Genomic DNA, 24,762 nt, shown 5'->3' with positions numbered 1-24,762 from the left:
GAAATTCAATTCGTAAGAACGCAAACAATGCTGTATGAATGGTTAGTATTTCAATTACCATTCACTTATCAGAAGCTTAATACCTAACCCAAAATTTAGGTGATCGAATCGTGATTTTTTCACGGTCAAATCATACACTTCATCGGTTTTGTTGTAACTCACGCTTTGTGGGGTTAGGTACTCTGCAGTAGAAGATTTAATGGCTTTTATGTTAAAGTCTAAGCTTAGAAAATCGTTAATAAAAACTTCTAACCCTCCACCCAAGCCGTAGTTCATGGCAAAGTCATCAATGTCTCTAACTACATCCCATTGTTCTTGCAATGGGCCATCTCTGAAATGAGCCGTAGTGGCAATGTAGCTAAAGCCTCCAAAGAAGTCGGCATAGGGTTGAAAGCCTTCTGAAACCGGTGGCTTAATCCTGATGAGTCCGAGCATATAGGCCATTTCATTATTTCTTCTGATTCTGACATCACCTAAATCATCACCATGCCATCCATCGCGAACTTCGGAACCATAACGAGTTACCCCGAGCATACCGCCCAAGTGAATAGGAGAGCCGTTGATTTGAAAAGCGATATCTGAACTGAAGCCGCCACCCCAGATTTCAGGAGAGTCTTTTTTTAGGTCGCCCATAGGAGCAAAGCCATTTAGGCTTAAACCGAAAGTAGATTGACCTTTAGAGAATACAGGGAAAAAGAGAAGTAATGCAGGTATTAAAAAGTATTTTGACATGTTGTTGGTTGTTTTGACTTTTGGTTTTAAGCCAATAATGTGCCAAAAAATTCAGCACTATTAATACTAAAATACTTTGAGGCGCGTCTAAAATAATTAGTATTTTTGGTTTCAAAATCTTTGACATGAGCATAGTTTCAGAAAACATAAAGCACCTTAGAAAACTTAAAAACTGGACACAGGGTGATTTTGCAGAAAAAATCGACATTAAGCGATCGCTAGTTGGGGCTTATGAAGAAGGCAGGGCAGACCCTAGGCTGAATAACTTGCTAAATATGTCAAAGGTATTTAAGGTGCCCGTAGATTTTCTAATATCGAAAGATCTTTCGAGCCTAAGTGAAGAGCAAATCTTGAAATTATCAGCTCCAAGAAAACCGTATTCAAAAGTGCTTTCTATTACAGTGGATAAAAATAACGAGGAATTAATTGATCTCATTCCTCAAAAGGCTTCTGCGGGTTACCTGAACGGTTATGCCGATCCAGAGTATTTGGAAGAACTTCCAAAATTTCAGTTACCAAATTTACCAAAGTCGGGTACTTACCGTGCTTTTGAAATTACGGGCGACTCTATGCTTCCTTTAAGACCGGGCACGATTGTGATTGGTAAGTACTTGGAAGATGTGACGGATATTAAAAATGGACGTTGCTATGTTATTCTTTCTAAAGAAGAAGGAGTAGTGTACAAACGTGTTTTTGATTATACGCTGGAAAATGGAAAGCTATTTTTGGTGTCGGATAATAAAGCTTACTCGCCTTACGACATTCCGGTAAGTGATGTTATTGAAATTTGGGAAGCTAAAGCTTACTTGAGCATGGATTTGCCCGATTATTCTGACGATACTATGGACTTTGAGCAATTGAAGAGTATTGTTTTAGATCTTCAACAAGAGGTAATTAAGTTGAAAGATCATCATCCAAGATTGAATTAAGGTTTTTCAATTTTGAGTTTTTCGTAAAGAGCTATTCTATCTGTTTTTCCTGAAGCTGTTCTAGGCAGAGCGTCAATCAAGAATAATTCATTTGGTTTATAGTATTTGGTTAAGGAGGATTCTATGACCGATTTAAGCGTTTCAATTGTACTATCATTTTTACTTACAATTGCCGCCACATAGGTTTCGCCAAGTTGCAGATGCGTTTTCTTTAAAAGAACTACTTCAGTGGCTAACAACTGACTAAGCTGGTTTTCTAGTTGATCAAGGTGTATTTTTATTCCCCCAGAATTAATTACAAAATCGGCCCTTCCCAGCCATTTAAACTGCCTTCCTTTGAGCTCCACTACATCATTGGTTTGAATCCATTCGTTAAGTGTTACATCCGCTTTTATACGTAAGCAATCGCGGTAATCTGTTTCTACCAAAATCCCATCCAATACTGTAAAATGATCACATTTGTTCATGCCATTCATTGGTTTGAGGGCAATATGCGAAACAGTTTCCGTCATGCCATAAGTACTGAAAATCTGTGTGGAGAGTGATTGTATTTCTTTTTCCAATTCAGCGCTTATTGGTGCGCCACCTACAATAATGCTTTCAATGTTGTTAAGTTGTTTTCTTCCTTTGTCAGTCGTCAACATGCGTTCAAGTTGAAGAGGAACCAGTGCGGCAAAAGAGAACTTTTGGTCTTCTTCCAAATATTCTTCAGGATTTGAACTTGGGGGAACCAACGTAAGATTCCATTCAAACTCTATGGCTCTCACTAACATCATTTTACCACCAATAAATTCAGGGTTGATGCATAGTAATGCTGAAATGTTTTTTTCGAGATTTAGTGTTTTGGCGGTTCTTTGAGCACTGGCAATCATTTGTGCTCTTGAGATGTATATGGTTTTTGGTTTACCTGTGGAACCGGATGTTTCTTGGGCAAAACTTTGCTTGCCAGTGCGCCATTCATTTATGAACTTAGCTGCTGAAATATAGGCTTGGTCGTGGCTTGATTCTTGCAATAAAAGCAATTTTGAAAAATAACTTCTTGTACCATTCCATATCAAACTGCCGCTCATAGGCCAATTTTAGTTCATTATGATTAGAGTTCAAACCCTTACACTTGCCTTTCTTTTCATTGTTACACTTTCAGTTTTTGGCCAAAACGCCTCACAGTTTGTGATTAAGGGAAATGTAGCGGATAAGCAGACAGGAGAAACGCTTCCATATGCCTCTGTTTTTTTAGCCAATACTACCGTTGGAACGGTATCAAATGATCAAGGAGATTTTGTTTTAAATGTACCTAAATCAGGCTCATATGACTTAATTATCAAATTTGCTGGTTATAAAACCTTCACCCAATCTATTCAGTTTTTCGAGCCTCAAACCATTGAGGTTACAGCGAAACTGGATGTGGATACTCGGCAGGTGAGTGGTGTAACCGTTATGGCGAAGAAAGATGAGAAATGGAGACGTAATTTGGAAGATTTCAAAATTGGATTTTTAGGTACTTCTCCTTTTGCCGAACAATGTAAGATTCTTAATGAAGAAGTAATTGATTTCTACTTTGATGAGGAGAATAATATTTTTGAAGCCTTTGCCAGCGAACCACTTATTATTGAGAATAAGGCACTTGGGTACAGAATTAAATATGTATTAGAAGGGTACTATGTCTATTTTAATGAGAAATACTCTTCTTATTGGGGCTATCCATCATACGAAGAATTAAGAGGAGATAAGAAGCCAAGGGCACGATGGTTAAAAAATAGAGAAATAGCCTATTTAGGCTCTGTCGACCATTTTTTTAGTAGTTTATTTAATAATAACCTGAAGAAGGATGGTTACGTGGTTCAGATGGCAAGAGATATTGAAGGTAAAAGGTATTTAGATAGAAATGAGCTGGATTTGTATCAGTTTGTGAAGCCAGGGGCTACAGAGAACTCTAAACGTTTAGAGTTTGAACACATACTGTATGTTACTTACACAAAAGAGTTGGTTTCAGAAGAAATGGGCTCTGTTATTAACGTATCAAAAGTACCAGTGAGTGGTAATAAGCAGCGTTCGCAGTTTTATCTTCTGGAAGGAAAAACATTTATTGAGTTTGAGAAGAATGGCTACGTTTATAACCCACTTGATTACCTTGTTGCCGACTATTGGGCCATCGAAAAAATGGGGGATTTAATGCCTATCGATTATATAAATACTCGCTCAACTGACAAATAGCACGTTAGGCCTTAAACGCTTCTAAAATCGCTCTTTTATATTCAGCAAATACCTCTGTATTGCGCTCCGAATTGGTTTGTATTTCCAGAATTTTGGCACTCTTAGAAATGTTGAAGAAGGTTTCTAAGTAATCTTTTAAATCTTTTAGGTTCGAGCAGCAATAGTATTCAAAACCAAAGTCTTTTGCCGTATTTTCAGCATTTAGCTTTTGCTTAGTTTCGAAGTATTCTTTTAATTCGGGTTGGCGTTTTGGGCCGTCAATCATTCTGAAAATTCCGCCTCCATGATTGTTAAAAACAATCACACGCAAATTCTTGAGGTTGTAATTGTGCCAAAAAGCATTGCGGTCATAGAAGAAGGCCATATCGCCCGTAAATAATACGACAGGTGATTTTTGAGATAAGGCAGCTCCAACGGCAGTACTATTACTGCCATCTATTCCACTAGTTCCTCGGTTCGCGAAAATCTCTACCTGCTTATTTTTGGGCGCGCCAATAATGTTTGCGTAGCGAATTGCCATACTATTTGCAAAGTGCAGTTTTGCCTTGTTTGGAACTACATTTAGCACAGCGTTAAATGCTTGAAATTCACTAAACTTCTTCATTTTCATGAAACTAGCCTTAGCAGTTTCAACAATTTGGTTTGCCTGTTGCCATTGATTTAAGTAGCTGAAGCTACCTTTGCCACCTACATGCTGAACAAATTCACCAAAGAAAATTTCTGGATCAATTTTTATCAATTCTGTTAGGTGCTGCAGGCTATCGTTTAATTTTTCTGAAGAAGAAATATGCCAGTGTTCCGTAGGAGGGTTGTTTCTTAAGTACAGCTTTAAGTTTTTAGAAATTAGAGACTTGCCTAGCGTAATTAGTAGCGTTGGAGCTAATTCTATATTGTTAGTATTGAGATGAGGATTCAAGAAAGAATCTTGGTTGAAGACCACTCCAGGTAAGTCATGTTGATTAGAGATGACGTCTGCGATAATTGGAATGCCAGCTTTTTCCGCAAAACGATACAGTGCAGTGTGCAACGGTTTAGAATATTCCATTTGCCCTAGCACAATGGCCTTTCTTGTATGATTTTGCCATTTTTTGCCAAGGCTCATCCATTGTGCGAGATGAATATTCTGTTGAAATGGAGTATTCTTGATTACTCTAACTTCGGGGAAATTTACAAGTTCATTTGAATCAGGATAGAATGGTTCTCTAATTGGTACATTGATATGAACAGGGCCTTTTCTGCCTATGCTTGCGTTAATGGCTTCATTCACAATTCTATTGCAATGCCATTTAGCATCTTCATGATTTACTTCAACCGGAAAATCGAAACTTGCTAAAACATGCTTTCCGTAAATGTTTGATTGCTGAATGGTTTGCCCATCATACTGATTTATCCATTCTGGGGGGCGGTCTGCAGTAAGTATGAGTAATGGAATTTCTTGATAAAAAGCCTCGGCAATGGCGGGAGCATAATTATAGGCAGCCGATCCTGAAGTGCAGATTAGAGCCACTGGTTTACCTTGTTGCTGCGCCATTCCCATGGCAATAAAGGCCGCAGAACGTTCGTCAGGAATGATTTTAGTCTCAATTTCTGGGTGACGAACGAAAGCTAAAGTAAGCGCAGCCGACCTTGAACCTGGTGAAATAATAGCAGATTGAATACCGTGCGAGGCACAAACACTTGCGATATCGTAGATGTGTTGGAGGATCAAGATTGTGAATTCAAAATATTGAGTAATGTATTGAATTTCATTTCAGTTTCTTCAAATTCCTTTTCAGCAACTGAGTCTACTGTTACTCCAGCGCCAGCATAAAGGATTGCGCTGTTTTCAAGTAACTCCATACAGCGAAGGTTAACGAAAATTGAAGTCTTTTGCTCATTTTGAACTGGCCCTAAATAACCTGAGTAAAACGATCGGTCAAAGCCTTCATGTTGCTGAATGAAGTTTAGAGCCGCTTCTTTAGGCATTCCGGCAATGGCGGAAGTGGGGTGCAATAATTCTAACATTACAGTACCAAGCTCAGGGAAATTCGTTTCCTTCATGTTTACTTCAAACTCTGTTTTAAGGTGAAGTAAATTCCCGGCAATAATCGTTTTTGGCCCTTTCTCCTCGTATTCTCTAAGTCTGATTTTCTTAAAGCAATTAATGATGTATCGGCTTACAAGCGCCTGCTCCTCGATCTCTTTTTGTGTCCATGCAGTGTCAGAAATGGATTTAGCGATATCTCTTCTTTGCGTTCCTGCCAAGGCTACAGTTTTAAACTGCGAGTGATTGACCTCTAAAAGCAATTCCGGAGTAGCGCCCAACCAAGTTCCTGTTTCGGGCATAGAAACAATTGAAACGAAGGCGTTTGCATAAGCATCGCACAATTGAAGGTACTTGGTGATTAAATCAAAACCATCATTGAGAGAAATGACTTTCGACCTAGCGGGTACAACTTTCAGGAACTCGTTATTCTTGATGGCATCAATCCCAAGCTGCACTAAATCTTTATAATCAATGTCAGCACCTTTTTTCTCCTGATCTTTTACATGGTAGTTTAGTTTCTCCTCTGGCTTTTTGAGTTGTTCCTTTAGTTGGATGAAGAACTTTGCCTGAAGCACATTTTCCTCGCTAGTTAAGTCTTCATGCTGAATGACTTCATCAAAATCAAAGGAGACGTGGAAATCACTTTTAATAAATAATGTGGCACTACTTTTTGGGTTGAAAGGAGAGAAGATAAAGCCTTTCTCGCAAGTTTCTAAATCGGGTCTTTCAACTTCTTGGGCGCTGCTAAAAGATACCATTAGATTGACTTCTTTTTGATGCGGTGCTCGCCAAACGGCCAATGGTAGTCCTAAATTTACGGCTACTTGAAATATTGATCTTAGCGTATGAGTCTTTTCAAATCCCGTAAAATCAAGGGATGATATTGCAGATTGCTTTTGATTCATTTCTTACTTTTTATCCATCACTGCCATGGTGATTCTACTGATACAGACCAGGTCATCATTTTCGTTGGTAATTTTAATTTCCCAAACCTGTGTTTTTCTTCCAACATGATGTGGTCTTGCCACTGCATAAACCCAGCCTTCTTTTACAGACTTAATATGATTTCCGTTGATTTCTAAACCTACGCAATATTGCTTTTCAGGGTCTACTACAGAGTGCGCAGCAATACTACCAAGTGTTTCTGCCAATGCCATAGACGCCCCGCCATGTAACAGCCCCAAAGGTTGTTTTGTTCTATGGTCAACAGGCATTTTGGCGCGCATAAAGTCAGTACCTATTTCTGTAATCTCTATACCCAAATGTTCAACCATGGTATTCTTGCTGAACTGATTAACCATTGAAATATTAACTCCCGGATGAAACATGAAGGTTTTGAATTAGTTTCTAGATTTGTGCCTGAATTGGGCAAAAATAGAACAAAATTGATGATCAAAAAAATCTACCTTACGCGCCACGGACAGACGGATTTTAACAAACAGGGAATTGTGCAGGGCAGAGGTGTAGATTCTGACCTAAATGAAATGGGAAGGGCTCAGGCTCAGGCATTTCATGAAGCGTACAAGCATATTCCTTTTGATAAGCTCTACATTTCTTCGCTTAAAAGAACCGCGCAGTCTATGGAGAATTTTATTCAGCAAGGCTTACCTTATGAAGCGCTACCTGAGTTAGACGAGATTAGCTGGGGTATTCACGAAGGGGCAGAAGTAAACGAACAGCAGCACGCTTATTACTTCGAAATGATAAACAGTTGGCAAAGAGGCGAAACGCACAAGGCGATTGAAGGCGGAGAGAGCCCTGAGGGTTTGGCCAAGAGGTTACGTGCAGGGCTATCTTATATTATGGCCAAAGAGAACGAAAATAACGTTTTGATTTGCATGCACGGCCGAGCTATGCGTTTAATGCTGGCCACTATTTTTAATTACCCAATTAGTGGAATGGATTACTTTCTACACAATAATTTGGGTCTTTACGAGATTACCTACACCGGAAAAACTTTTGTGTTAGATAGGTATAATGAAATTAGTCATTTGCGCCATCTATAGTGGCCAAGGCTATTTTGGCTTTACTATCTAAGCTGTTTTTATAAGGATGCTTTTTAAATTCTAATACCTTATTGAAATATGCTTTTGCTTGCTCATTATCTTTTTCTTCTAATTTTATGTAGCCCATTTGAAGGAAAGAATTGGGTATGAAATAAGACTCTGGGAGTATGTTTGCGTTTGAAGTTACCTCCTCATAAAGCTCCATAGCTTCAGCGTAATTCGACTTTAGTTGCGCTAATCTTGCTTTTCTATAGGTGATTTCATGAACCTCCATAATGGTTAATTTCTCAAGGTTCAGTTTAGAAATGGCTTTACTGGCCAATGTATAATAACCACCATCAATAGCGTATCTGATTTGGAGTAGTTTAAAATTAGGCAGCGCGTCTGCTTCCAAAATAGCTGAGGCATTTTTATCTGCTTCTGAGGTAGCGCCTTCCGTGGTCTTTGCTTCTTCCCAGTATTGTTTAAATGAAGTGTTTTTTCCTAAGAAGTATTCACACATTGCCACCTTCATTCTCGAGTCCTTTAGTTGGTTTCTACCTTTAAACTGATTGATATATGCTAAATAATGTGTTTTGGCTTGATTGTACATTCCACCCTGAAAAAGTGCTTCGGCCAGTAAGTATTCAAATAATAGGGGAGCTCTGGCTTCTTGGTTTTCTAAGGCTTCTGTAAGTAGTTGGGCAGCTGCATTTGCATTGTGTGCTTTCATCAAAATGAGAGAAGAAATATACACTTCAGCCATTGTTTTCTGATCAGAAGTATTGTTTTTAAGGTTCTTTAAAGCTTCTTCATGCTGCTCTAAAAGGTAGGATTCAATCATGGAAGAGATGAGCGTTGCTTCAAGTGTAAAAGGAGTAGATTCCTTAGAGAGCTCCTTTAAATGCATTAATCCATTTTCTACGTCACCTTCAAGCCCCAACACATTTAATATCCATTGTTGATTATCAGGAACAGCTCCGAAAATAACCTGGAGCAAGCCCATGGTTTTAAAATTGAGTTTGAAATCTGGGTAGTTTTCAATGTTGTCTTCCGTAATTTTGTAAGCATTTCTTAACCCCCACACGCCATTCAGCGTGTTGCCGAATTTAAGTTTTACAAACGCCCATTGCATTTTGATTTCCGCTCTGAAGAAATCGATATATGGAGATTCGGTTGAAGTATTTTCAAGTTGCTTTAATCTTTCACTTTCATTCTTTTTCAGAATATCATAGCGCTCTTCATCTTCACTAAAAATAAGTTCTAATACATCGTTCAGGTTAGCAACATATAGCTCGCCCATCGGTATTTCTGTGCTTTCTAGCGAGGATAGAATAGATTTTGATGCTTTGAAGTTTAAATTCAAAGTGGTGTGGTAGGCCAAGTCAAAGTTGGGAGTTTGACTTTGGGCAAAGCTACTTGTTTGTGTTAAAATGAAAAATGGATAGACGAAAACGCCTATCCATTTTTTTATTTTTAGATACATTAATATCAAATTAAGCTTTAGTTGCAGCTCTTCTGCTTCTTTTTGGTTTAGCTTCTTCTACAACAATCTCGTCCGTAACGTCTGCTAAAATTCTTCCACAGTGCTCACAAACAATAATTTTCTTACGCTCACGAATATCGGCTTGTCTTTGGGGAGGAACAACGTTGAAACAACCACCACAAGCACCTCTATCTACAGGTACTACTGCTAAACCATTTCTTGCGTTGTCACGAAGTTTGTTGTAAGAAACCAAAAGTCTTTCTTCGATGTCTTTAGTAGCTTTTGTTCTTGCGTTCATTAGCTTCTGCTCGTCATCGTGACTTTCTTTGGTCAAAGTTTCGAGTTCGCTTTTTTTGCTATTCAAATCTTTTTCCCTCTCCGCTAATTCTTCTTCAGTTTTGGCGATTTCACCATTTTTGATTTCGATTTTTGCGAAGGCTTCTTTAATTCTCTTTTCAGAAATTTGAATCTCTAAATTTTGGAGCTCAATTTCTTTTGTAATGGCATCATATTCACGGTTGTTACGCACGTTCATTTGTTGCTCATTGTATTTTTTGATTAGCGCCTCAGAGTTTTTAATCTGGGTTTTATAATCTGCAATACTAGTTTCAAGATCTCCAGCTTCAGACTTGAATTTATCAATTCTTGTCTGGTATCCAGCGATCTCATCTTCTAAATCAGCTACTTCATCAGGTAGGGCACCTCTTACTTTTTTGATTTCATCCAATTCAGAATCAATTCTCTGAAGGTTAGTAAGGGCGTCAAGTTTTTGTGCTACAGTCTTTTCCATTCACGTTTTTTTAGAAGTACAGTACGGGGTTCGTATTCACCTCTGTCAAATAGGTTGCAATATTAGCAAATTTTTCTGTCAATAATGAATGCAAAAGCTCTTTTGTAAACTTTTCGCTTTCATAATGCCCTATGTCTGCAATTAGCGTTTTTCCTTCCCCATCAAAGAACTCGTGATACTTAAAATCTCCAGTCACAAAAGCATCGGCATTTTGAGCCATAGCAGTAGATAAAAGGAAGCTGCCGGCTCCACCGCAAAGTGCTACTGTCTTGATTGAATCCGTGTTTTTAGCGGTGTAACGAATGGTATTCAGTTCCATGGTTTGTTTCAAATGCGCTAGGAATTCATGGCTTGACATTTCCTTTTCCAGTTGCCCAATCATTCCAGAACCTACTTCTTGGTTTTCATTTTCTAACTGACTGATATAATAAGCTACTTCTTCGTAAGGATGATTTTCTTTTAAAGTGCTAATAACCTTACTGCTTAAATAACTCGGATACATGATTTCTACCCGGTCTTCACTTACCTGTTCTAGCTGACCTCTTTCACCAATTACCGGATTGGCCTTTTCGTTGGGCTTAAAGCTGCCGGTTCCATTTACTTTAAAACTACAGTGTGAATAATTTCCTATTTCTCCAGCTCCAGCCGCATAAAGTGCATCAAGCACCCTGTTGGTATCTTCTTTGGGAATGAACACCACCAACTTGTCTAAAAGTTGTTTTTTTGGTGCTAAAATTCTCGTATTGATTAGTCCGATTTTATTGGCTATTTTTTGATTAACCCCCAAATACACATTGTCTAAATTGGTGTGAATGGCATAAATAGCAATATCGTTTTTAATGGCTTTAATGATGGTTCGCTCCACATAATTTTTTCCATTGAGCTTTTTAAGGCCCTTGAAAACGATCGGGTGATGGGCGACAATCAGATTGCACTTCTTATTAATAGCATCGTCAATAACGGACTCAATACAGTCCAAGCTCACCATTATTCCACTTACATTCCAGTTTTTATCTCCGGTGATTAAGCCTGAATTGTCGTAAGACTCTTGATATGCTGGAGGTGCAAGTTTTTCCAGTTCTTCAATGATCTCCTTGATTTTTACCATCTTTGTAACTTTTAGAATGCTAAGATAGAAACCTGAATAGAATGAAACTCTTGCGATGGATATTATTTCCCATTTCTGCCCTTTATGGTGGGCTGATGAGTTTCAGAAATCACCTTTACAATATAGGCAAGAAGCCTCAGGTAGAATTTGACCGTACCGTGATTTCGGTTGGTAACCTTTCTATGGGTGGAACGGGTAAAACGCCCATGGTGGAGTACTTAATCAGGTTGCTACAAAAGGATTATCGATTGGCCACTTTAAGTAGAGGCTACGGAAGGAAAACTAGAGGCTATAGAATGGCTTCCGAAACCGATACTGCTGAAACAATGGGGGATGAGCCCTATCAATATTATAGAAAGTTTGGGGCAAATATCTCAGTTTGCGTTGGTGAAGAAAGAGTTATAGCCATTCCTTCTGCCATTATGGAGAAGGAAGATATTGAGGTTTTTCTTTTAGACGATGCCTATCAGCATAGAAAAGTGGCCAGAGATTTCAATATTCTTTTGAGCGATTTTAATCACCCTTTTTACGAAGATTATATTTTACCGACTGGTGAATTACGCGAAAGTAGAAGTGGAGCCAAAAGGGCAGATTGTGTTATTATCACCAAAAGCCCAGAAACCATTGATGAACAAGAGAGAAGAGAAATTAAGGCGAACGTAAAAGTCTATTTAGGAGAAAAGCCAGTGTTCTTTAGTAGGATTATTTATGATGAACCAAAGCCAGTGTTTAAGGAGCAGTTAGGTGAATTAATAAAAGGAAGCACTGTGTTATTACTAACAGCTATTGCCGACAATAAAATGTTTAAAACTGAGGTTGAAAGAAACTACAGTATAAAACAGGAATTTGTTTTTCAAGATCATCACGGTTTTACGGCAAAGGACTTAGACGGTTTACTGACTTATTTGCAGACACAGAAAGAAGAGATAAAGATTGTAACGACAGAGAAAGACATGGTACGACTTTTGACACTTGCCGAACATCCACTTTTTAAGAAGACAACAGCTTTTTATATTCCCATTCGCTTTGAAATGGAAGAAGAAGAGAAGTTTACCAGTCGCTTGTTTAAAGTGCTAGAACAAAAGAAAAACCTCAATTGAATTGTTAATTTTGGGCGTGCTGAAGAGGGTATTATTTATTTCAAGTTTTTTGGTGTTAAGTGCTGCGGCTTTTTCTCAAGGTAACACCACGTTTAGTGTCAATAGAGATTCACTGAAAAGTCAGAGAGAAAATCGACTTTTAAAAGATACTGTTGAGAGTGTATATGGTCCTTTAACTACTCGCTACACTTACGAGAAGAATTTCAAATTCAATAACCTCATTTTCAATTATCCAGACACCATTCCTGATAACCTTCATCGCTATACTGATATTGAAAGAAATGGCAATCTTGGTCAAAATTTGGGTAATTTGGGCACAGCCTACCGAGGTTTGTATTATGAACCATCTATGACTATTGGAAGGCGGTCAGGCTATAATGCTTATGATGAGTTTTATGTTGGCCCTGACGATATTAAGTATTTCGATACCAAATCTCCATTTACAGAAATCAATGTGGTGTATGGAGGTGGCCGAAGAGGACAAACAGATATTGTCTTCGCTCTAAACGACAGTGTTTATTTGAATTTGGGCTTTCAGTATAAAAGTGTGAGGGCAGAAAAGCAGTTGGCATTTTTAAGCACTGGCGATTTTCAGTCGAAAGGAACCAATTATAACTTCTTCGGCTTTATTCGTCCCAAAAAACTACCTCGCTATTTGGCCTTGTTTAATGTAACTCAAATGAAGTTTAGCGTAGATGAGCAGGGAGGAATTCTTGACCCTGCCATCGACCCTGCTAATGATGAGAACGGTGCAGAAGCTACCTATTTTAAGTATAAAGATGCCAACGTGTTACTCGATGATGCCGAAAGCTATGATAAGCGTGGGGGAGTACATATTTTTCAGCAATATAATTTAGATTCAGTATTGCAGGTGTATCATTCTGGTACTTATTATAATCAGGTAGTAAGGTATACTGATGTGTATAATTTGGCCGGTTCAGACTCACTGGTTTATAAACCTGTGGGGCGTAATTTGGTGAGAGATTCCATCATGGACAGAACTACTTATAATGAGCTTTCGAATGAATTTGGAGTTAAAGGTTATACCAAAAGTTTCTCATACACAGTTTTTTATCGCTCTCGTTATTTGAAATATGACAATAGAATTTTAGGTGGAGAAGGTGCTGATTTAGAAAGTTATTTGGGTGGAACTTTAAGGCAGAAAATTACGCCAAAAATTTTCTTGAAAGCTTCTGGAGAATATTTGATTGGAGGTGGCTTTTTTGTTGAAGGAAATTTTACTAGTAATTTCTTCGATGCTAGAGTTTCTAAAGTATCTAGCCAACCCTCTTACCTTTCTGAACTTTATGCTGGTCAGCAGGGCTATTGGATCAACGGGTTTAAAAACGAGCAGTCCGAAAATCTCTATGGGGAAGTTAAAATTAACACTCAGGGCATGAGTTTCAGGCCATTGATCAGATTCAATAGAATTGCTAATTACCTCTATTATGGTCAAGATAAGCGCCCAAATCAAGCGGGAAGCGATATCGTAATTTTGGCTCCGGGGTTCCATTTTGATTTCAATCTGTCGCCAAAATGGAAATGGTCGAGTAGTTTTTATTATAATACAGTTTCTGGAGGTTCTTCAGATCTTTATCGCCTTCCCGATATGTTAGCGAATGGGCAATTGGCGTATAAAAATGTAGTTTTTAACGGAAAAATGATTGTTCATACTGGAATAGATTTGCACTACCGTTCTGCCTATTATGCCAATGCTTATAACCCTATTGTTCAGCAATACTATCTTCAAAACGACTTTAAAAATGATGCTTTTGTTAAGGCCGATTTATTCTTGAATTTCAAAGTTGAGAATTTTCATTTCTTTGTTAAGTCAGCTCATTTTAATCAAGGCATTACTGCCGATGGTTATTTCTTAACACCTTATTATACTGGTGTAAAACGTACGTTAGACATGGGCGTTCGTTGGTCATTCTACAATTAAAAATCTTCGCATTAAGTAGCCTTAAAATAGAAAAGTCATTCTGAAAGCGGTATCAATTAATTTGATTAGGCCTTCCAGAATGACTCTCTGAATTGTGTTTATTAAACCTTAGTTACCTGTGCTAAATAGTTTAAAGTTAACGCCAAGGTTTAACACGTGTTTAAACTGAATTTCTCTAGACACATTTCCGTCCTCACCTTTGATTAAAATGTCGTCATCGTAGATCAACTGTGTACCAAAGGTAGCATTGAACCATTTGTTCACTTTCATCACCAATAAAGTCTCCCAGTTGGTATCTACATTACCAAAGCTATCATAAGCTGTAAAGAAGTTAAGGTTAGATTGGAAAGTAATGTTGTCCATTAACTTCAAGTTTAATGTAGTAAGCATGTTTGCACCAAATTCAGCTCTAACTTTATCGCCTGGGTCAACACCATAAGCACCTGCGGCTGAAAGTTCATCGTCCATTACAAAAGTGAATTTACCCGCTGCAGGGGCAAAAGAAACCGTAAGTACGTCACCGCTGCTGTATTCCATACCTAAATTAACAGAAAGGTAGCCAGGCGCCATAAAATTGGATATTTTCTCAGCAATTTCTTCTCCAGCATTTAAGGGATCAGCCACATAATTATTACCTTCAAGTAGTTGCGTTCTCAAAATACTAGACACGCTGTAGCCAAATTTCTCGTTAATTTTTCTTTTGTATTGACTTAATAGAATGATAGCATCATCTGTTTTTCTAAAGTCTTTGTCGCCTAGTTTGGCCCCACCAAGAGCAAAGTCAATTTGATTTTTCCAGGTAGATTGATTGGCTTTTCTGATTGCCGATGCGTTAAAAATTGTTCCCAACGAAACCGAGCTTTCGCCTCCTCCAGCCCAATTAGATAAACCAACGTTTGCGAAGGTGAATCCTAAAGAGCCATTTCTTTCCCATTTTACGGAGTCAGCCGTTGTTTGCGACTGAGCAGTATACGCCACCAAAAGGGTAAGGCAAATGAGTAGTGTTTTCTTCATAATGTCAATGTTTGGAAATTGAAATAATCAAATTGATTTTAAAATGCTTTGCAATTTAGCAGGTTCAATAAAAATTTAGGGCGTAAAGTTACTACTTTTTAATATTTGAGTAGTAGGCTTAACTTTGTAGAATGAATGAAGAACTGAGCAACCACCTTTTAGGATTACAATTACCAACTGATCCTCGTTGGGTAAATATTGCCCAGATGAACATAGAGGATATTCTGGTAGATCATGCCTATTGTGAGCAGAAAGCAGCTTCTTCGTGCATTTCGTTGATTGTTTTGTTCCCAGAAAAAACAGAAATGGTTGAAATGATAACGCCTGTTGTGGCGGAAGAATGGAATCATTTTGAAAGGGTTTTAGAGCAACTTAAGAAAAGAGGAATGTCATTTGGTCAAGCTAGAAAAGATGAATATGTCATTCAACTTCAGAAAGTAGTTAAAAAAGGAGGTAGCCGAGATCAGCAATTAGTAGAAAGACTATTGATGAATGCTTTAATCGAAGCAAGGAGTTGTGAACGGTTTAAGATTCTCTCTCAAAATATTCAAGATCAGGAGCTTAAAAACTTCTATTATGAACTTATGGTCTCAGAAGCAGGTCATTATAAGAACTTCATAAGTTTGGCTAAAATTTACATGCCAGAAGAATATGTACTTAGCCGCTGGAAAGAATTCTTAATCGAGGAAGCAAATATTTTAAAGTCTCTTGAAGTTAGAGGAGATAGAATGCATTGAGAATGCACCTTTTACTGCTTCATTTAAGTCTTCCTTTTCTTCTTTTTAGCCGCTGGAAATAGAATGTTGTTCAGAATTAATCGGTAACCAGGAGAATTAGGATAGAGATTTAAATCGGTTGGTTCTTCGCCTACTCTGTGCTGATAATCCTCTGGGTCGTGGCCGCCATAAAAAGTCCAGAAGCCATTTCCGAAAACTCCATGAACATATTTTGCTTCTTCGGCCGCATCGTTTTGGCCCATGGTCACCACATCGGGCTTGATTACTCTTGTTTTAAATGCTGTGGTTTGGCCATAAAAACCCTTAATTAAACGCGTATGGTTTTGGGTCAACATGGTTGGAATCGGATCCCATTTGGCAGAAAATTCAAAAAGTTTGAAGAAATCGTTGCCTTCATTTAATGATCTTGAACGTCTTGCATCGGTATTATCAATATCAGAGAACTCGTATTCGAGAGGATCTTTTTTTAGTTTGAAATTTTCAAAAGCCAAAGTTTGAGAGAAGTCGAACTGAGATTCGGCAGCTGGGTTGGCAGGGTCTCCATCATACATGGCTTCAATAAAGTCGAGACCATTGGCAGCTAGCGCAATATCGAAAGAATCGGTGGCAGAACACATGGCAAAGAGAAAGCCTCCGCCTGCCACAAAAGTTCTTATCTTTTGAGCAATGGCCAATTTTAGTTGCGATACTTTTGCGAAATCATGTTTTCTGGCAGAAGCTTCATAGTCTTTTTGTTGCTGTTGGTACCAACTGTAAGGAGAGTAAGTGGCATAAAACTTACCATACTGGCCTGTAAAATCTTCATGGTGTAAATGCAGCCAATCATATTTCGGAAGTTCATCGGCCATTAACTCATCATCATAAATAATATCGTATGGAATTTCCGCATAGGTCAAGGCCAAGGTTACGGCATCATCCCACGGCATTTTTGTTTTAGGCGAGTACACTGCAATTTTTGGCACCTTCTCTAATTTCATCATGTCCATGTTAGATGAAGGAGAGGCAATCTGATTTTCGTATTGCGCAGCTGTGGCGTCAGATATCACCTCGTAGCTCACTCCGCGAATTACCAATTCCTTTTCTATTGCCGCAGAAGAGGGTAATAAAAAACTTCCGCCTCTAAAATTTAACATCCAGTCGATTGATGCGTCTTTACTGAGAACCCAGTAAGCAATGCCGTAAGCTTTTAGGTGATTTGATTGTGAAAGATCCATTGGGATCAAAATTTTGGAGGCGTAGCTGGAAAGGCTAAACATTGCCAAAATCAATAAAATCGAAAGTCTTCTCATTGTGAACTGGATTATGAACCGTTTAACAGAACGATCGTTGAATTTATAAATTTGTTGGCAATATGTGACCAATGGTTGATTAAATTCGTAACGATCAAAAACTCATTTTATCTCAATGAATTTCAGAGAAAACGTCAGGGAAGGAATAAAGTCGATTAAATCGAATACCCTAAGAACTATTTTAACAGGTTTAATTATCGCTATTGGTATTACCTCTTTGGTAGGAATGCTTACCGCAGTAGACGGTATTCAAAGTGAAATAGAAGCCAGTATGTCGGGCTTAGGAGCAAACAGTTTCGATGTGGAAAGTCGTACTTCTGGTAGAAGAAATATGAATGGGGTTAGGGAGAAATCTTATACACCAATTAAATACGATGAAGCGGTTCGCTTCAAAGAAGACTTCAATTTTCCATCAACCGTAACAATTTACACAAGGGCCTCTGGTTCGGCTGAAATCAAATATGAGGATAAAAAGACTAACCCAAATACGAGTATCACTGGCGGAGATGAAAATTACTTTTCGATTAAGGATGTTAAGATTGAGCGGGGTAGAAATTTCTCGGCATTAGAAATCGAATTCGGAAATTATGTTTGTATTCTGGGTACTGAAGTAGTTAAAGCACTCTTCGATAAAAACGAAGATCCCTTAAATAAGACAGTGAAATTCTACGGTAATAATTATCGTGTTATTGGTGTTTTGGAAGAAAAAGGGGGCTTTGGAGGTGATACTGAGGAAGATAGGAATATCATCATCCCGCTTTTAAATGCTAAAAGACTAGATAGAAGCGGTAGAATGCGTTATAACATCACCGTAATGATTAATGAGCCAGAGCAAATAGACTACGCTATGGGCGAAGCCACAGGCTACATGCGTAAAATCAGAGGAAACAAATTAGGTGAAGAAAGTTCTTTCGAAGTAGTTAGGTCAGATTCTGCTACGGAGGCCTTAGACGATATGACCAACGGTTTACGAATTGGCGGTTTAGTAGTTGGAGCTGTTACGCTTTTAGGCGCGGCCGTAGGTTTAATGAATATTATGATGGTGTCTGTAACAGAAAGAACTAGAGAAATTGGGATTAGAAAAGCCTTAGGAGCAACTCCAAATAGAATCCGTCAACAGTTTTTAATTGAAGCCATTGTAATTTGTCAGATGGGAGGTATTGCTGGGGCTTTAATGGGAATAGGAATAGGGAATATTTTGGCCACAGCCCTTGGTGGTGCCTTTGTTATTCCTTGGTTATGGATTATTGTGGGCTTAATTGTTTGTGTGTTTGTAGGCTTGGCCTCTGGAGTTATTCCAGCGAATAAAGCATCTAAGCTCGACCCGATTGAAGCTTTAAGATTTGAATAAGCGGTATATGCTGCTGACGAAAGAGCCTCGATTTATCGGGGCTTTTTTTATATTGAAGTAAATTTAGAAACTATGAATTTTAACGAATCTTCGCACAAGAAAATCTTAGGTATACTTTTTATTGCTTTCAGTGCTCTAGGGTTACTGGGTTTAGTTTTCTATGATTTCTTCATGGATTTTGTACTCAATTTGGCTGCTATGGATAACGATCCTATGCCTCCAGAAGCGCTATGGATTTTTGATTTTATAGATTCCATATTATGGGCAATTGCTATCCTTTTCCTCATTCCTAAAATCGTAATTGGCTTTGGTTTGGTAAATGGACGTAGGTGGGCAATGATGCCAGCTTTGGTATATGGAATTATCGGCATTATAAGTTTCCCAGTTGGTACATTAATAGGTATATACAGTATCTTAATTTATACTGCGAAACCCCGTGAAGAGGATGATTTTGAAAGAAGAACAAACTAGTTACTGTCGGGGAACGAAAACCACTTTTTTGGTTTCGAAGAATTCTGGTTCAAAGAATTTCTCGAGATTGTGAACACGCACTTTCACCAGTTTAGACTCTTTGATTTCGGCAGTTAAATCGCCACCTTTTAAATAAAGCAAGCCACTTTTATAAGCTACTTCTGAAGTGGGTTTAAACTTATGTTTTACCCACGGATAAAATTCTTTAAGTTGGGCTACCGCACGACTTACCACAAAGTCATACTTTCTATGCTTAATGGCTTCGGCACGAACTTGTTCAGCAATTACATTTTTAAGGCCTAGTGCTTCGCTAATATTTTTCACCACTACTATTTTCTTTCCTATGGAGTCTACCAAATGAAAATTAGACTCAGGAAACATTATTGCCAATGGAATTCCAGGAAAACCACCTCCCGTACCTACATCTAGAATATCGGTATTCTCAGGAAACTTAAAAACCTTAGCAATGCCTAAAGAATGCAATACATGGCGCTCGTAAAGGTTTTCAATGTCTTTTCTAGATACCACATTTACCTTTTCATTCCATTCGGTATATAAAGGTTTTAATTGGGCAAATTGAGCAATTTGCTTCTCTGTTAATAAGGGGAAATGCTTTTTGATTAATTCCATTTGAGTGCGAATTAACAAAAAAGAATTAGATGTGTTCCTTTTTACCCTTTACAAGGTCGTACATTAATTCACGTGCCCTGTGCAATTGTGCTTTAACTGTGCCTAAAGGCGCATTTAATTCTTTCGCAATTTCGTCATAGCTGAGCTCATCAAAGTAACGCAGCTTTACCAATCGCTGATATTTGGCAGGAAGCTTCGTAACAAAGAGCTGAACCAATTCAATCTTTTGCGCTTTAATGGCTTCTTCTTGTGGGTTCAGGTTTTTGTCTTGAACATCAATATTGACTGACTCACCATTGTCATCACTAAAGCTTGTGTTCAAACTCATGGTGTCGAGCCTTTTTTTACGGATAAAGTCTATGGTATTGTTTGTGGCAATTCTAAAAAGCCAAGTACTAAAGGTGAAATCCTTTTTGAATTTATGAAGGTTCTTAAAAGCTTTTGCAAAAGCCTCAATTGTAAGGTCTTCTGCATCATCAACGTTCCGAATCATTTTCAAAATCATGTGGTATACAGGTTTACGGTAACGTTGTAATAACTCCGCAAACGCTTGTTGATCATGATTTTCAACTGCCAGGTCTATTAACTTAAAATCTTTGAGTGCCTTTTCAGAAAACTGCTTACCTAACTCCATTTAACCTTTTTTGCTATTAGCGCCACTAATCCCACCATTGGGTAATACAAATTTAAACACAGATCGAGGAATGGAAGTGCCCAGTAGGCCATGTTCATTTTCAGCTTGCGACCTGAACGGGTAAAGATAACATAAAATGACAAGCTCTTGATACCGAAAATCATCAAAATGAGTACAATATTGAAGCTTGCTAAAATTGCCCAAAATAGCATTATCCATCCTGTCAGCGAGCTTAACGCAAAAAGGCCTAGTCTCGTTTGATCTTTTTTACGATAGTTTTTGCCAACCGACAAATGCCTCACTTTTTGTCTGAAATAATCACGCCAAGTAGACTTTGGAATAGAGGTGACATGAGCGTCTGGGTGAATACAGATTTCAGTATTTGCAGCAGTAGCATGTGCATTCACAAATAAGTCATCATCGCCTCCAGTTTTAGACTCATAACCTTGGAATGAATGCTTTAAAAAGACCGACTTACGATAAGCCAAGTTCCTTCCAACCCCCATATATGGCTGTCTTTTAATTGCAAATGAAAGGTATTGTATGGCCGTAAGTAAGGTTTCAAACTGTATTATTTGATTCAGAAATCCCTCTTTATTTTCGTAGGGAGAGAAGCCTAATACAAAGTCTGTATTCTCTTTAAAACTGCCAGCCATTTTGCTGATCCATTGATTTGAATTAGGAAGACAATCGGCATCGGTGAGTAATATGATTTCGTGCTGAGCCGCTTCAATGCCTAATTGCAAGGCGTGTTTTTTACCGTTCCAGCCTTGAGGTAGTTCCGAAACGTGAATGACTTTAAGTTTCTTATGTTTAGCTTCTAGTTCATTCAAAATAGATGCTGATTCATCTTCAGACCTGTCGTTGACTATAATCAACTCAAAATTAGGGTGGTCTTGATCCAGTAGCTTAATAATCAATGTAGGTAGAAGTTTTGCTTCATTTCTGGCAGCAACGACTATGGAAACGGGCGATGGTGTTGTGTTTTTCTTGTCTGAAATCACACAGTTGGGCAACAGACAGAAATACGCCCAGTGGTAGTACAGTTGAACGGCTGCAACCAGAATAAATACGAAACAAAAGATAATTTCTAAACTCACAGAAAATGAAATGATGCATGAATGAAATAAGAATAAATGATTCCTGCTATTTTTGTGCGATCAAAAATGAGGAATGAAGTTTAATTTAGCTGGAGTAGACAAACAATCTAAGGCCCGAGCGGGGGAGATAACCACAGACCATGGTGTAATTGAAACACCTATTTTCATGCCTGTAGGCACAGCAGGGTCGGTTAAAGCGGTTCATCAGCGCGAATTGAAAGATGATGTTCAGGCACAAATCATTTTAGGAAATACTTATCATTTGTATTTAAGACCAGGCTTAGAGGTAATTGAGGCTGCTGGTGGTTTACACAAATTCAATGGCTGGGACAAACCGATTTTGACCGATAGCGGTGGCTATCAGGTGTATTCACTTTCGGGTACCAGAAAAATAAAGGAAGAAGGGGTAACCTTTAAATCTCATATTGATGGCTCCAAACATATCTTCAGCCCAGAGGGAGTAATGGATATTCAGCGCACCATTGGAGCCGATATCATGATGGCTTTTGACGAATGCACGCCATACCCTTGCGATTACGAATACGCCCGCAAGTCTATGGAAATGACACACCGTTGGCTCAAGCGCTGCTGCGATAGGTTTGATGCCACTGAAGGAAAGTACGGTTATAGCCAAACGCTTTTTCCGATAGTACAGGGGAGTACTTACAAAGATTTAAGAGTAAAGTCGGCAGAAACGATTGCATCGTATGAGCGTGAAGGGAATGCCATCGGAGGATTGTCTGTGGGGGAACCAGCAGAAATGATGTATGAGCATACCGAGATCGTCTGTGATATTCTACCTAAAGACAAACCACGTTATTTAATGGGAGTGGGAACACCCGAAAATATTTTGGAAGGAATTGCCTTAGGAGTAGATATGTTTGATTGTGTTATGCCAACTAGAAATGCCCGTAACGGAATGCTCTTTACTAGTGAAGGTATTTTAAACATGCGCAACGAAAAGTGGAAAAACGATCATAGCCCAATTGACCCGAATTTGGGAGGCTATAACAGTACCTTTTACTCAAAAGCTTATTTAAGGCATTTGATTACCAGCAAAGAAATTTTAGGGGCGCAAATTGCCAGTATTCATAACCTAACTTTTTATTTATGGTTGGTTAAAGAAGCACGAAAACAGATATTAGCAGGCACGTTTGTTGATTGGAAAAACCGAATGGTCAAAAAAGTGACACAACGCCTCTAAATGAAAATACTGGACAAGTACATATTAACAAAGTTCCTCACAACTTTCCTTTTCGTAGTAGGCATTTTAGTAGCCATCGTGCTCATTCTTACGTTTTCAGAAAGGAATGAGAGCTTCATTAAAAATGAAGTAGGTACTTGGTTGATTATTAAGTACTTCCTCTATTTCGCCCCCTATATTGCCAATTTAATTACGCCCATTACAGTATTTATAGCAGCAGTATTTGTCACTTCAAAAATGGCCAGTCATACTGAAATTGTAGCCATTCTTGCTAGTGGGGTAAGTTACCCCAGAATGTTGAAGCCATTCTTAACTGGGGCGGTAATTATAGCCGTTATCAGTTTTGTTTTCACCGGTTGGATTATTCCAGAAGCCAATAAATTCAGGGTTAAATTTGAACAACAATTCTTTGCCGATAAGCCCTATCAATATACAGGTGAGGACGTTCACTTTAAAGTGAGTCCTACCACTTATGTTTATTTGCGCAGCTATAATAGTTACCGAAATTCTGGTAGAGATTTCACCCTTGAAGAAATTGTTGATAAAGAGATGCTTTATAAAATTTCGGCAGACGAAATTTTTTGGGATTCAACTTCTACCTCATGGATTTTAAGAAAGTGGAATTTGAGAGAGTTTAACGAGCTAGATGAAGAATTCCAGTATCAGAGTGTAAACGATACTTTAATTAAAATCAACATGAGTCCCGATGATTTTTCTAGTCAAACCGGACTGCAAGAAACGCTTACGATTCCAGAGCTATATAGCTATATAGACGACCTGAAGCTAAAAGGAGCTGACAACATACCTATTTATCATATCGAAAAATTGATTCGGTTTATGTCTCCATTTACGGCCATAATTTTGACTTTTATTGGTGTGATTTTGTCGTCAAAAAAGACAAGGGGGGGGGTAGGTTTTCAGATTGCTTTAGGCTTTCTTTTGGCTTTTATTTACATACTTTTGTTTATCGCTACAAAGAGCATTGCTGAGGCAGGCTCAATGGATGCGCTGCTTGCAGTTTGGATGCCCAATATTATTTTTGCTATGCTTGGTTTCTCTATCTATCGCTTTGTTCCTAAGTAATGGAAGCCTCTCCTAAGGATTTTCTCAAACTCCATTTTATCGTTTTTCTATGGGGTTTCACCGCAATTCTGGGTAATGAAATGACCATTCCGGCTACAGATGTGGTGATGTACCGTACCGCCTTGGCCAGTATAGTGTTGGCGGGTTTCATGTATTTGAAGTCAAAAACATTTCAGGTGAGCCGAGCGGATATGATGCCACTCGTACTTACGGGATTTATCATTGCCATTCATTGGTTCTTATTTTTTGAATCGGCCAGGGTTTCGAACGTTTCGGTTTCTTTGGCAGGAATGGCCACCACCACCTTTTGGACGAGCCTTATTGAACCACTTTTCAATAAAAGGAAGATCAGGTTGTTTGAGGTAATTCTAGGCTTGGTTGTTATTAGTGGGCTTTACGTCATTTTTCGTTTTGAATTCAATAATGCTTTGGGCTTAGGCTTGGCGATGGCTTCGGCATTTATGGCTGCCCTTTTTTCAGTATTGAATGGTAAAATGACTCATAAGCTATCTCAATACACCATCACCTTTTACGAGATGGCTGCCGCAGCCATTGGTATAGCCATTTTTATTCCATTCTATAAATATTTCTTTTTGGCTGAAACCGCCACTTATGCCTTACCCACAACCAGAGATTGGGGACTGCTACTAATTCTTTCTGTAGTTTGTACGGTATATGCGTTTTCTGCTTCAGTAGAATTAATGAAGCGTATTACAGCCTATGTAGTTAACCTTACTATCAATTTAGAACCAGTGTACGGAATCATTTTGGCTGTTATTATTTATGGAGAAAATGAAGAAATGAGCGCAGGTTTTTATTACGGAACCCTCATTATTTTGGCCGCTGTTTTGAGTTATCCGGTGATTAGACGCAGCCAACGCAAAGCCTTAGAGCGTAAGAAAAAGTTGGGGCTGGGTTAGTTTTCTGTGTTATAGAG

The 24,762-nt window shown here is 38.5% G+C and carries 24 protein-coding genes; 11 read left to right on the top strand and 13 right to left on the bottom strand.

The window, feature by feature from the left end:
* Positions 1-54: 54 nt before the first annotated feature.
* Complete coding sequence (locus tag OB69_RS05535) at positions 55-732, bottom strand: hypothetical protein (protein WP_053222709.1); 678 nt, start codon at positions 730-732, stop codon at positions 55-57.
* 125 nt (positions 733-857) lie between these two features.
* On the opposite strand from OB69_RS05535, the gene OB69_RS05530 reads away from it, so the two are divergent.
* Positions 858-1,661, top strand: coding sequence for an XRE family transcriptional regulator (locus tag OB69_RS05530; protein ID WP_053222708.1), 804 nt, complete (start codon positions 858-860; stop codon positions 1,659-1,661).
* Here OB69_RS05530 and OB69_RS05525 read toward each other — a convergent pair.
* Complete coding sequence (locus tag OB69_RS05525; protein ID WP_185096869.1) at positions 1,658-2,674, bottom strand: AMP-binding protein; 1,017 nt, start codon at positions 2,672-2,674, stop codon at positions 1,658-1,660. The genes OB69_RS05530 and OB69_RS05525 overlap by 4 nt on opposite strands.
* 76 nt (positions 2,675-2,750) lie before the next feature.
* On the opposite strand from OB69_RS05525, the gene OB69_RS05520 reads away from it, so the two are divergent.
* Positions 2,751-3,875 (top strand): carboxypeptidase-like regulatory domain-containing protein, encoded by a 1,125-nt coding sequence (locus OB69_RS05520; protein ID WP_053222706.1) that lies wholly within the window; start codon positions 2,751-2,753, stop codon positions 3,873-3,875.
* Positions 3,876-3,879: 4 nt separating this feature from the next.
* Here the strand turns inward: OB69_RS05520 and menD are convergent, their stop codons facing one another.
* The 3 genes from menD to OB69_RS05505 are packed head-to-tail and all read right to left on the bottom strand — an operon-like array spanning position 3,880 to position 7,229.
* Positions 3,880-5,583 carry a 2-succinyl-5-enolpyruvyl-6-hydroxy-3-cyclohexene-1-carboxylic-acid synthase gene (menD, locus tag OB69_RS05515; protein ID WP_053222705.1) on the bottom strand — a complete coding sequence of 568 codons (1,704 nt, stop codon included), beginning with the start codon at positions 5,581-5,583 and terminating at the stop codon, positions 3,880-3,882.
* Entirely contained in the window at positions 5,580-6,806 is a 1,227-nt protein-coding gene (locus OB69_RS05510; protein ID WP_071426720.1) for a chorismate-binding protein, read from the bottom strand. Before OB69_RS05510 ends, menD begins: the two co-directional genes overlap by 4 nt.
* Positions 6,807-6,809: 3 nt before the next feature.
* Complete coding sequence (locus OB69_RS05505) at positions 6,810-7,229, bottom strand: hotdog fold thioesterase (protein ID WP_053222703.1); 420 nt, start codon at positions 7,227-7,229, stop codon at positions 6,810-6,812.
* Positions 7,230-7,289: 60 nt separating this feature from the next.
* On the opposite strand from OB69_RS05505, the gene OB69_RS05500 reads away from it, so the two are divergent.
* A complete protein-coding gene (locus OB69_RS05500; RefSeq protein ID WP_053222723.1) occupies positions 7,290-7,907 on the top strand; it encodes a histidine phosphatase family protein in 618 nt (205 codons plus the stop codon).
* Here the strand turns inward: OB69_RS05500 and OB69_RS05495 are convergent.
* Genes OB69_RS05495 through OB69_RS05485 form a run of 3 tightly spaced genes read right to left on the bottom strand, consistent with a single transcriptional unit; the run spans position 7,885 to position 11,270 of the window.
* Positions 7,885-9,372, bottom strand: a complete 1,488-nt coding sequence (locus OB69_RS05495; protein WP_053222702.1) for a tetratricopeptide repeat protein — start codon at positions 9,370-9,372, stop codon at positions 7,885-7,887. The two genes, OB69_RS05500 and OB69_RS05495, sit on opposite strands and share 23 nt — an antisense overlap.
* A gap of 10 nt (positions 9,373-9,382) precedes the next feature.
* On the bottom strand, positions 9,383-10,162 hold the full coding sequence (locus OB69_RS05490) for a zinc ribbon domain-containing protein (RefSeq protein ID WP_053222701.1): 780 nt from the start codon (positions 10,160-10,162) through the stop codon (positions 9,383-9,385).
* A 10-nt stretch (positions 10,163-10,172) separates the two neighbouring features.
* Complete coding sequence (locus tag OB69_RS05485) at positions 10,173-11,270, bottom strand: Nif3-like dinuclear metal center hexameric protein (protein ID WP_053222700.1); 1,098 nt, start codon at positions 11,268-11,270, stop codon at positions 10,173-10,175.
* Positions 11,271-11,311: 41 nt separating this feature from the next.
* Between OB69_RS05485 and lpxK the strand changes: the two genes are divergently transcribed.
* Positions 11,312-12,370 (top strand): tetraacyldisaccharide 4'-kinase, encoded by a 1,059-nt coding sequence (lpxK, locus tag OB69_RS05480; protein WP_053222699.1) that lies wholly within the window; start codon positions 11,312-11,314, stop codon positions 12,368-12,370.
* 16 nt (positions 12,371-12,386) lie between these two features.
* On the top strand, positions 12,387-14,312 hold the full coding sequence (locus OB69_RS05475) for a putative porin (protein ID WP_221404854.1): 1,926 nt from the start codon (positions 12,387-12,389) through the stop codon (positions 14,310-14,312).
* A 108-nt stretch (positions 14,313-14,420) separates the two neighbouring features.
* On the opposite strand, the gene OB69_RS05470 is transcribed toward OB69_RS05475, so the two are convergent.
* Positions 14,421-15,326 (bottom strand): DUF3078 domain-containing protein, encoded by a 906-nt coding sequence (locus OB69_RS05470; RefSeq protein ID WP_053222697.1) that lies wholly within the window; start codon positions 15,324-15,326, stop codon positions 14,421-14,423.
* A gap of 131 nt (positions 15,327-15,457) precedes the next feature.
* Between OB69_RS05470 and miaE the strand changes: the two genes are divergently transcribed.
* Positions 15,458-16,063: a tRNA-(ms[2]io[6]A)-hydroxylase gene (gene miaE, locus OB69_RS05465; RefSeq protein WP_053222696.1), complete on the top strand. Its 606-nt coding sequence runs from the start codon at positions 15,458-15,460 to the stop codon at positions 16,061-16,063.
* A gap of 23 nt (positions 16,064-16,086) precedes the next feature.
* Here the strand turns inward: miaE and OB69_RS05460 are convergent, their stop codons facing one another.
* Positions 16,087-17,352 (bottom strand): hypothetical protein, encoded by a 1,266-nt coding sequence (locus OB69_RS05460; protein ID WP_053222695.1) that lies wholly within the window; start codon positions 17,350-17,352, stop codon positions 16,087-16,089.
* Positions 17,353-17,467: 115 nt separating this feature from the next.
* Between OB69_RS05460 and OB69_RS05455 the strand changes: the two genes are divergently transcribed.
* Together OB69_RS05455 and OB69_RS05450 are read left to right on the top strand one after the other, a co-directional pair.
* Positions 17,468-18,703, top strand: coding sequence for an ABC transporter permease (locus tag OB69_RS05455; RefSeq protein WP_053222694.1), 1,236 nt, complete (start codon positions 17,468-17,470; stop codon positions 18,701-18,703).
* Positions 18,704-18,775: 72 nt separating this feature from the next.
* Positions 18,776-19,174 carry a hypothetical protein gene (locus tag OB69_RS05450; RefSeq protein ID WP_053222693.1) on the top strand — a complete coding sequence of 133 codons (399 nt, stop codon included), beginning with the start codon at positions 18,776-18,778 and terminating at the stop codon, positions 19,172-19,174.
* Here OB69_RS05450 and rsmG read toward each other — a convergent pair whose 3' ends face one another.
* Genes rsmG through OB69_RS05435 form a run of 3 tightly spaced genes read right to left on the bottom strand, consistent with a single transcriptional unit; the run spans position 19,175 to position 21,538 of the window.
* Complete coding sequence (gene rsmG / locus OB69_RS05445) at positions 19,175-19,804, bottom strand: 16S rRNA (guanine(527)-N(7))-methyltransferase RsmG (protein WP_053222692.1); 630 nt, start codon at positions 19,802-19,804, stop codon at positions 19,175-19,177.
* Positions 19,805-19,829: 25 nt separating this feature from the next.
* A complete protein-coding gene (locus tag OB69_RS05440; protein ID WP_053222691.1) occupies positions 19,830-20,438 on the bottom strand; it encodes an RNA polymerase sigma factor in 609 nt (202 codons plus the stop codon).
* The gene (locus tag OB69_RS05435; protein ID WP_185096867.1) at positions 20,429-21,538 is read right to left on the bottom strand and encodes a glycosyltransferase; all 1,110 of its coding nucleotides are present in this window, start codon (positions 21,536-21,538) and stop codon (positions 20,429-20,431) included. The genes OB69_RS05440 and OB69_RS05435 overlap by 10 nt, the downstream gene beginning before the upstream one ends.
* A 73-nt stretch (positions 21,539-21,611) precedes the next feature.
* Between OB69_RS05435 and tgt the strand changes: the two genes are divergently transcribed.
* The 3 genes from tgt to OB69_RS05420 are packed head-to-tail and all read left to right on the top strand — an operon-like array spanning position 21,612 to position 24,745.
* Positions 21,612-22,742 (top strand): tRNA guanosine(34) transglycosylase Tgt, encoded by a 1,131-nt coding sequence (gene tgt, locus OB69_RS05430; RefSeq protein ID WP_053222689.1) that lies wholly within the window; start codon positions 21,612-21,614, stop codon positions 22,740-22,742.
* A complete protein-coding gene (locus OB69_RS05425; protein WP_053222688.1) occupies positions 22,743-23,825 on the top strand; it encodes an LptF/LptG family permease in 1,083 nt (360 codons plus the stop codon).
* Positions 23,825-24,745 (top strand): DMT family transporter, encoded by a 921-nt coding sequence (locus OB69_RS05420; protein ID WP_053222687.1) that lies wholly within the window; start codon positions 23,825-23,827, stop codon positions 24,743-24,745. The genes OB69_RS05425 and OB69_RS05420 overlap by 1 nt, the downstream gene beginning before the upstream one ends.
* Positions 24,746-24,762: the final 17 nt, after the last annotated feature.

It is taken from the genome of Roseivirga seohaensis subsp. aquiponti, from assembly GCF_001267955.1.
Lineage (GTDB): Bacteria > Bacteroidota > Bacteroidia > Cytophagales > Cyclobacteriaceae > Roseivirga > Roseivirga seohaensis.
Note: the sequence above shows the minus strand (reverse complement) of the source record. Positions and strands in the feature narration are given on the sequence as shown.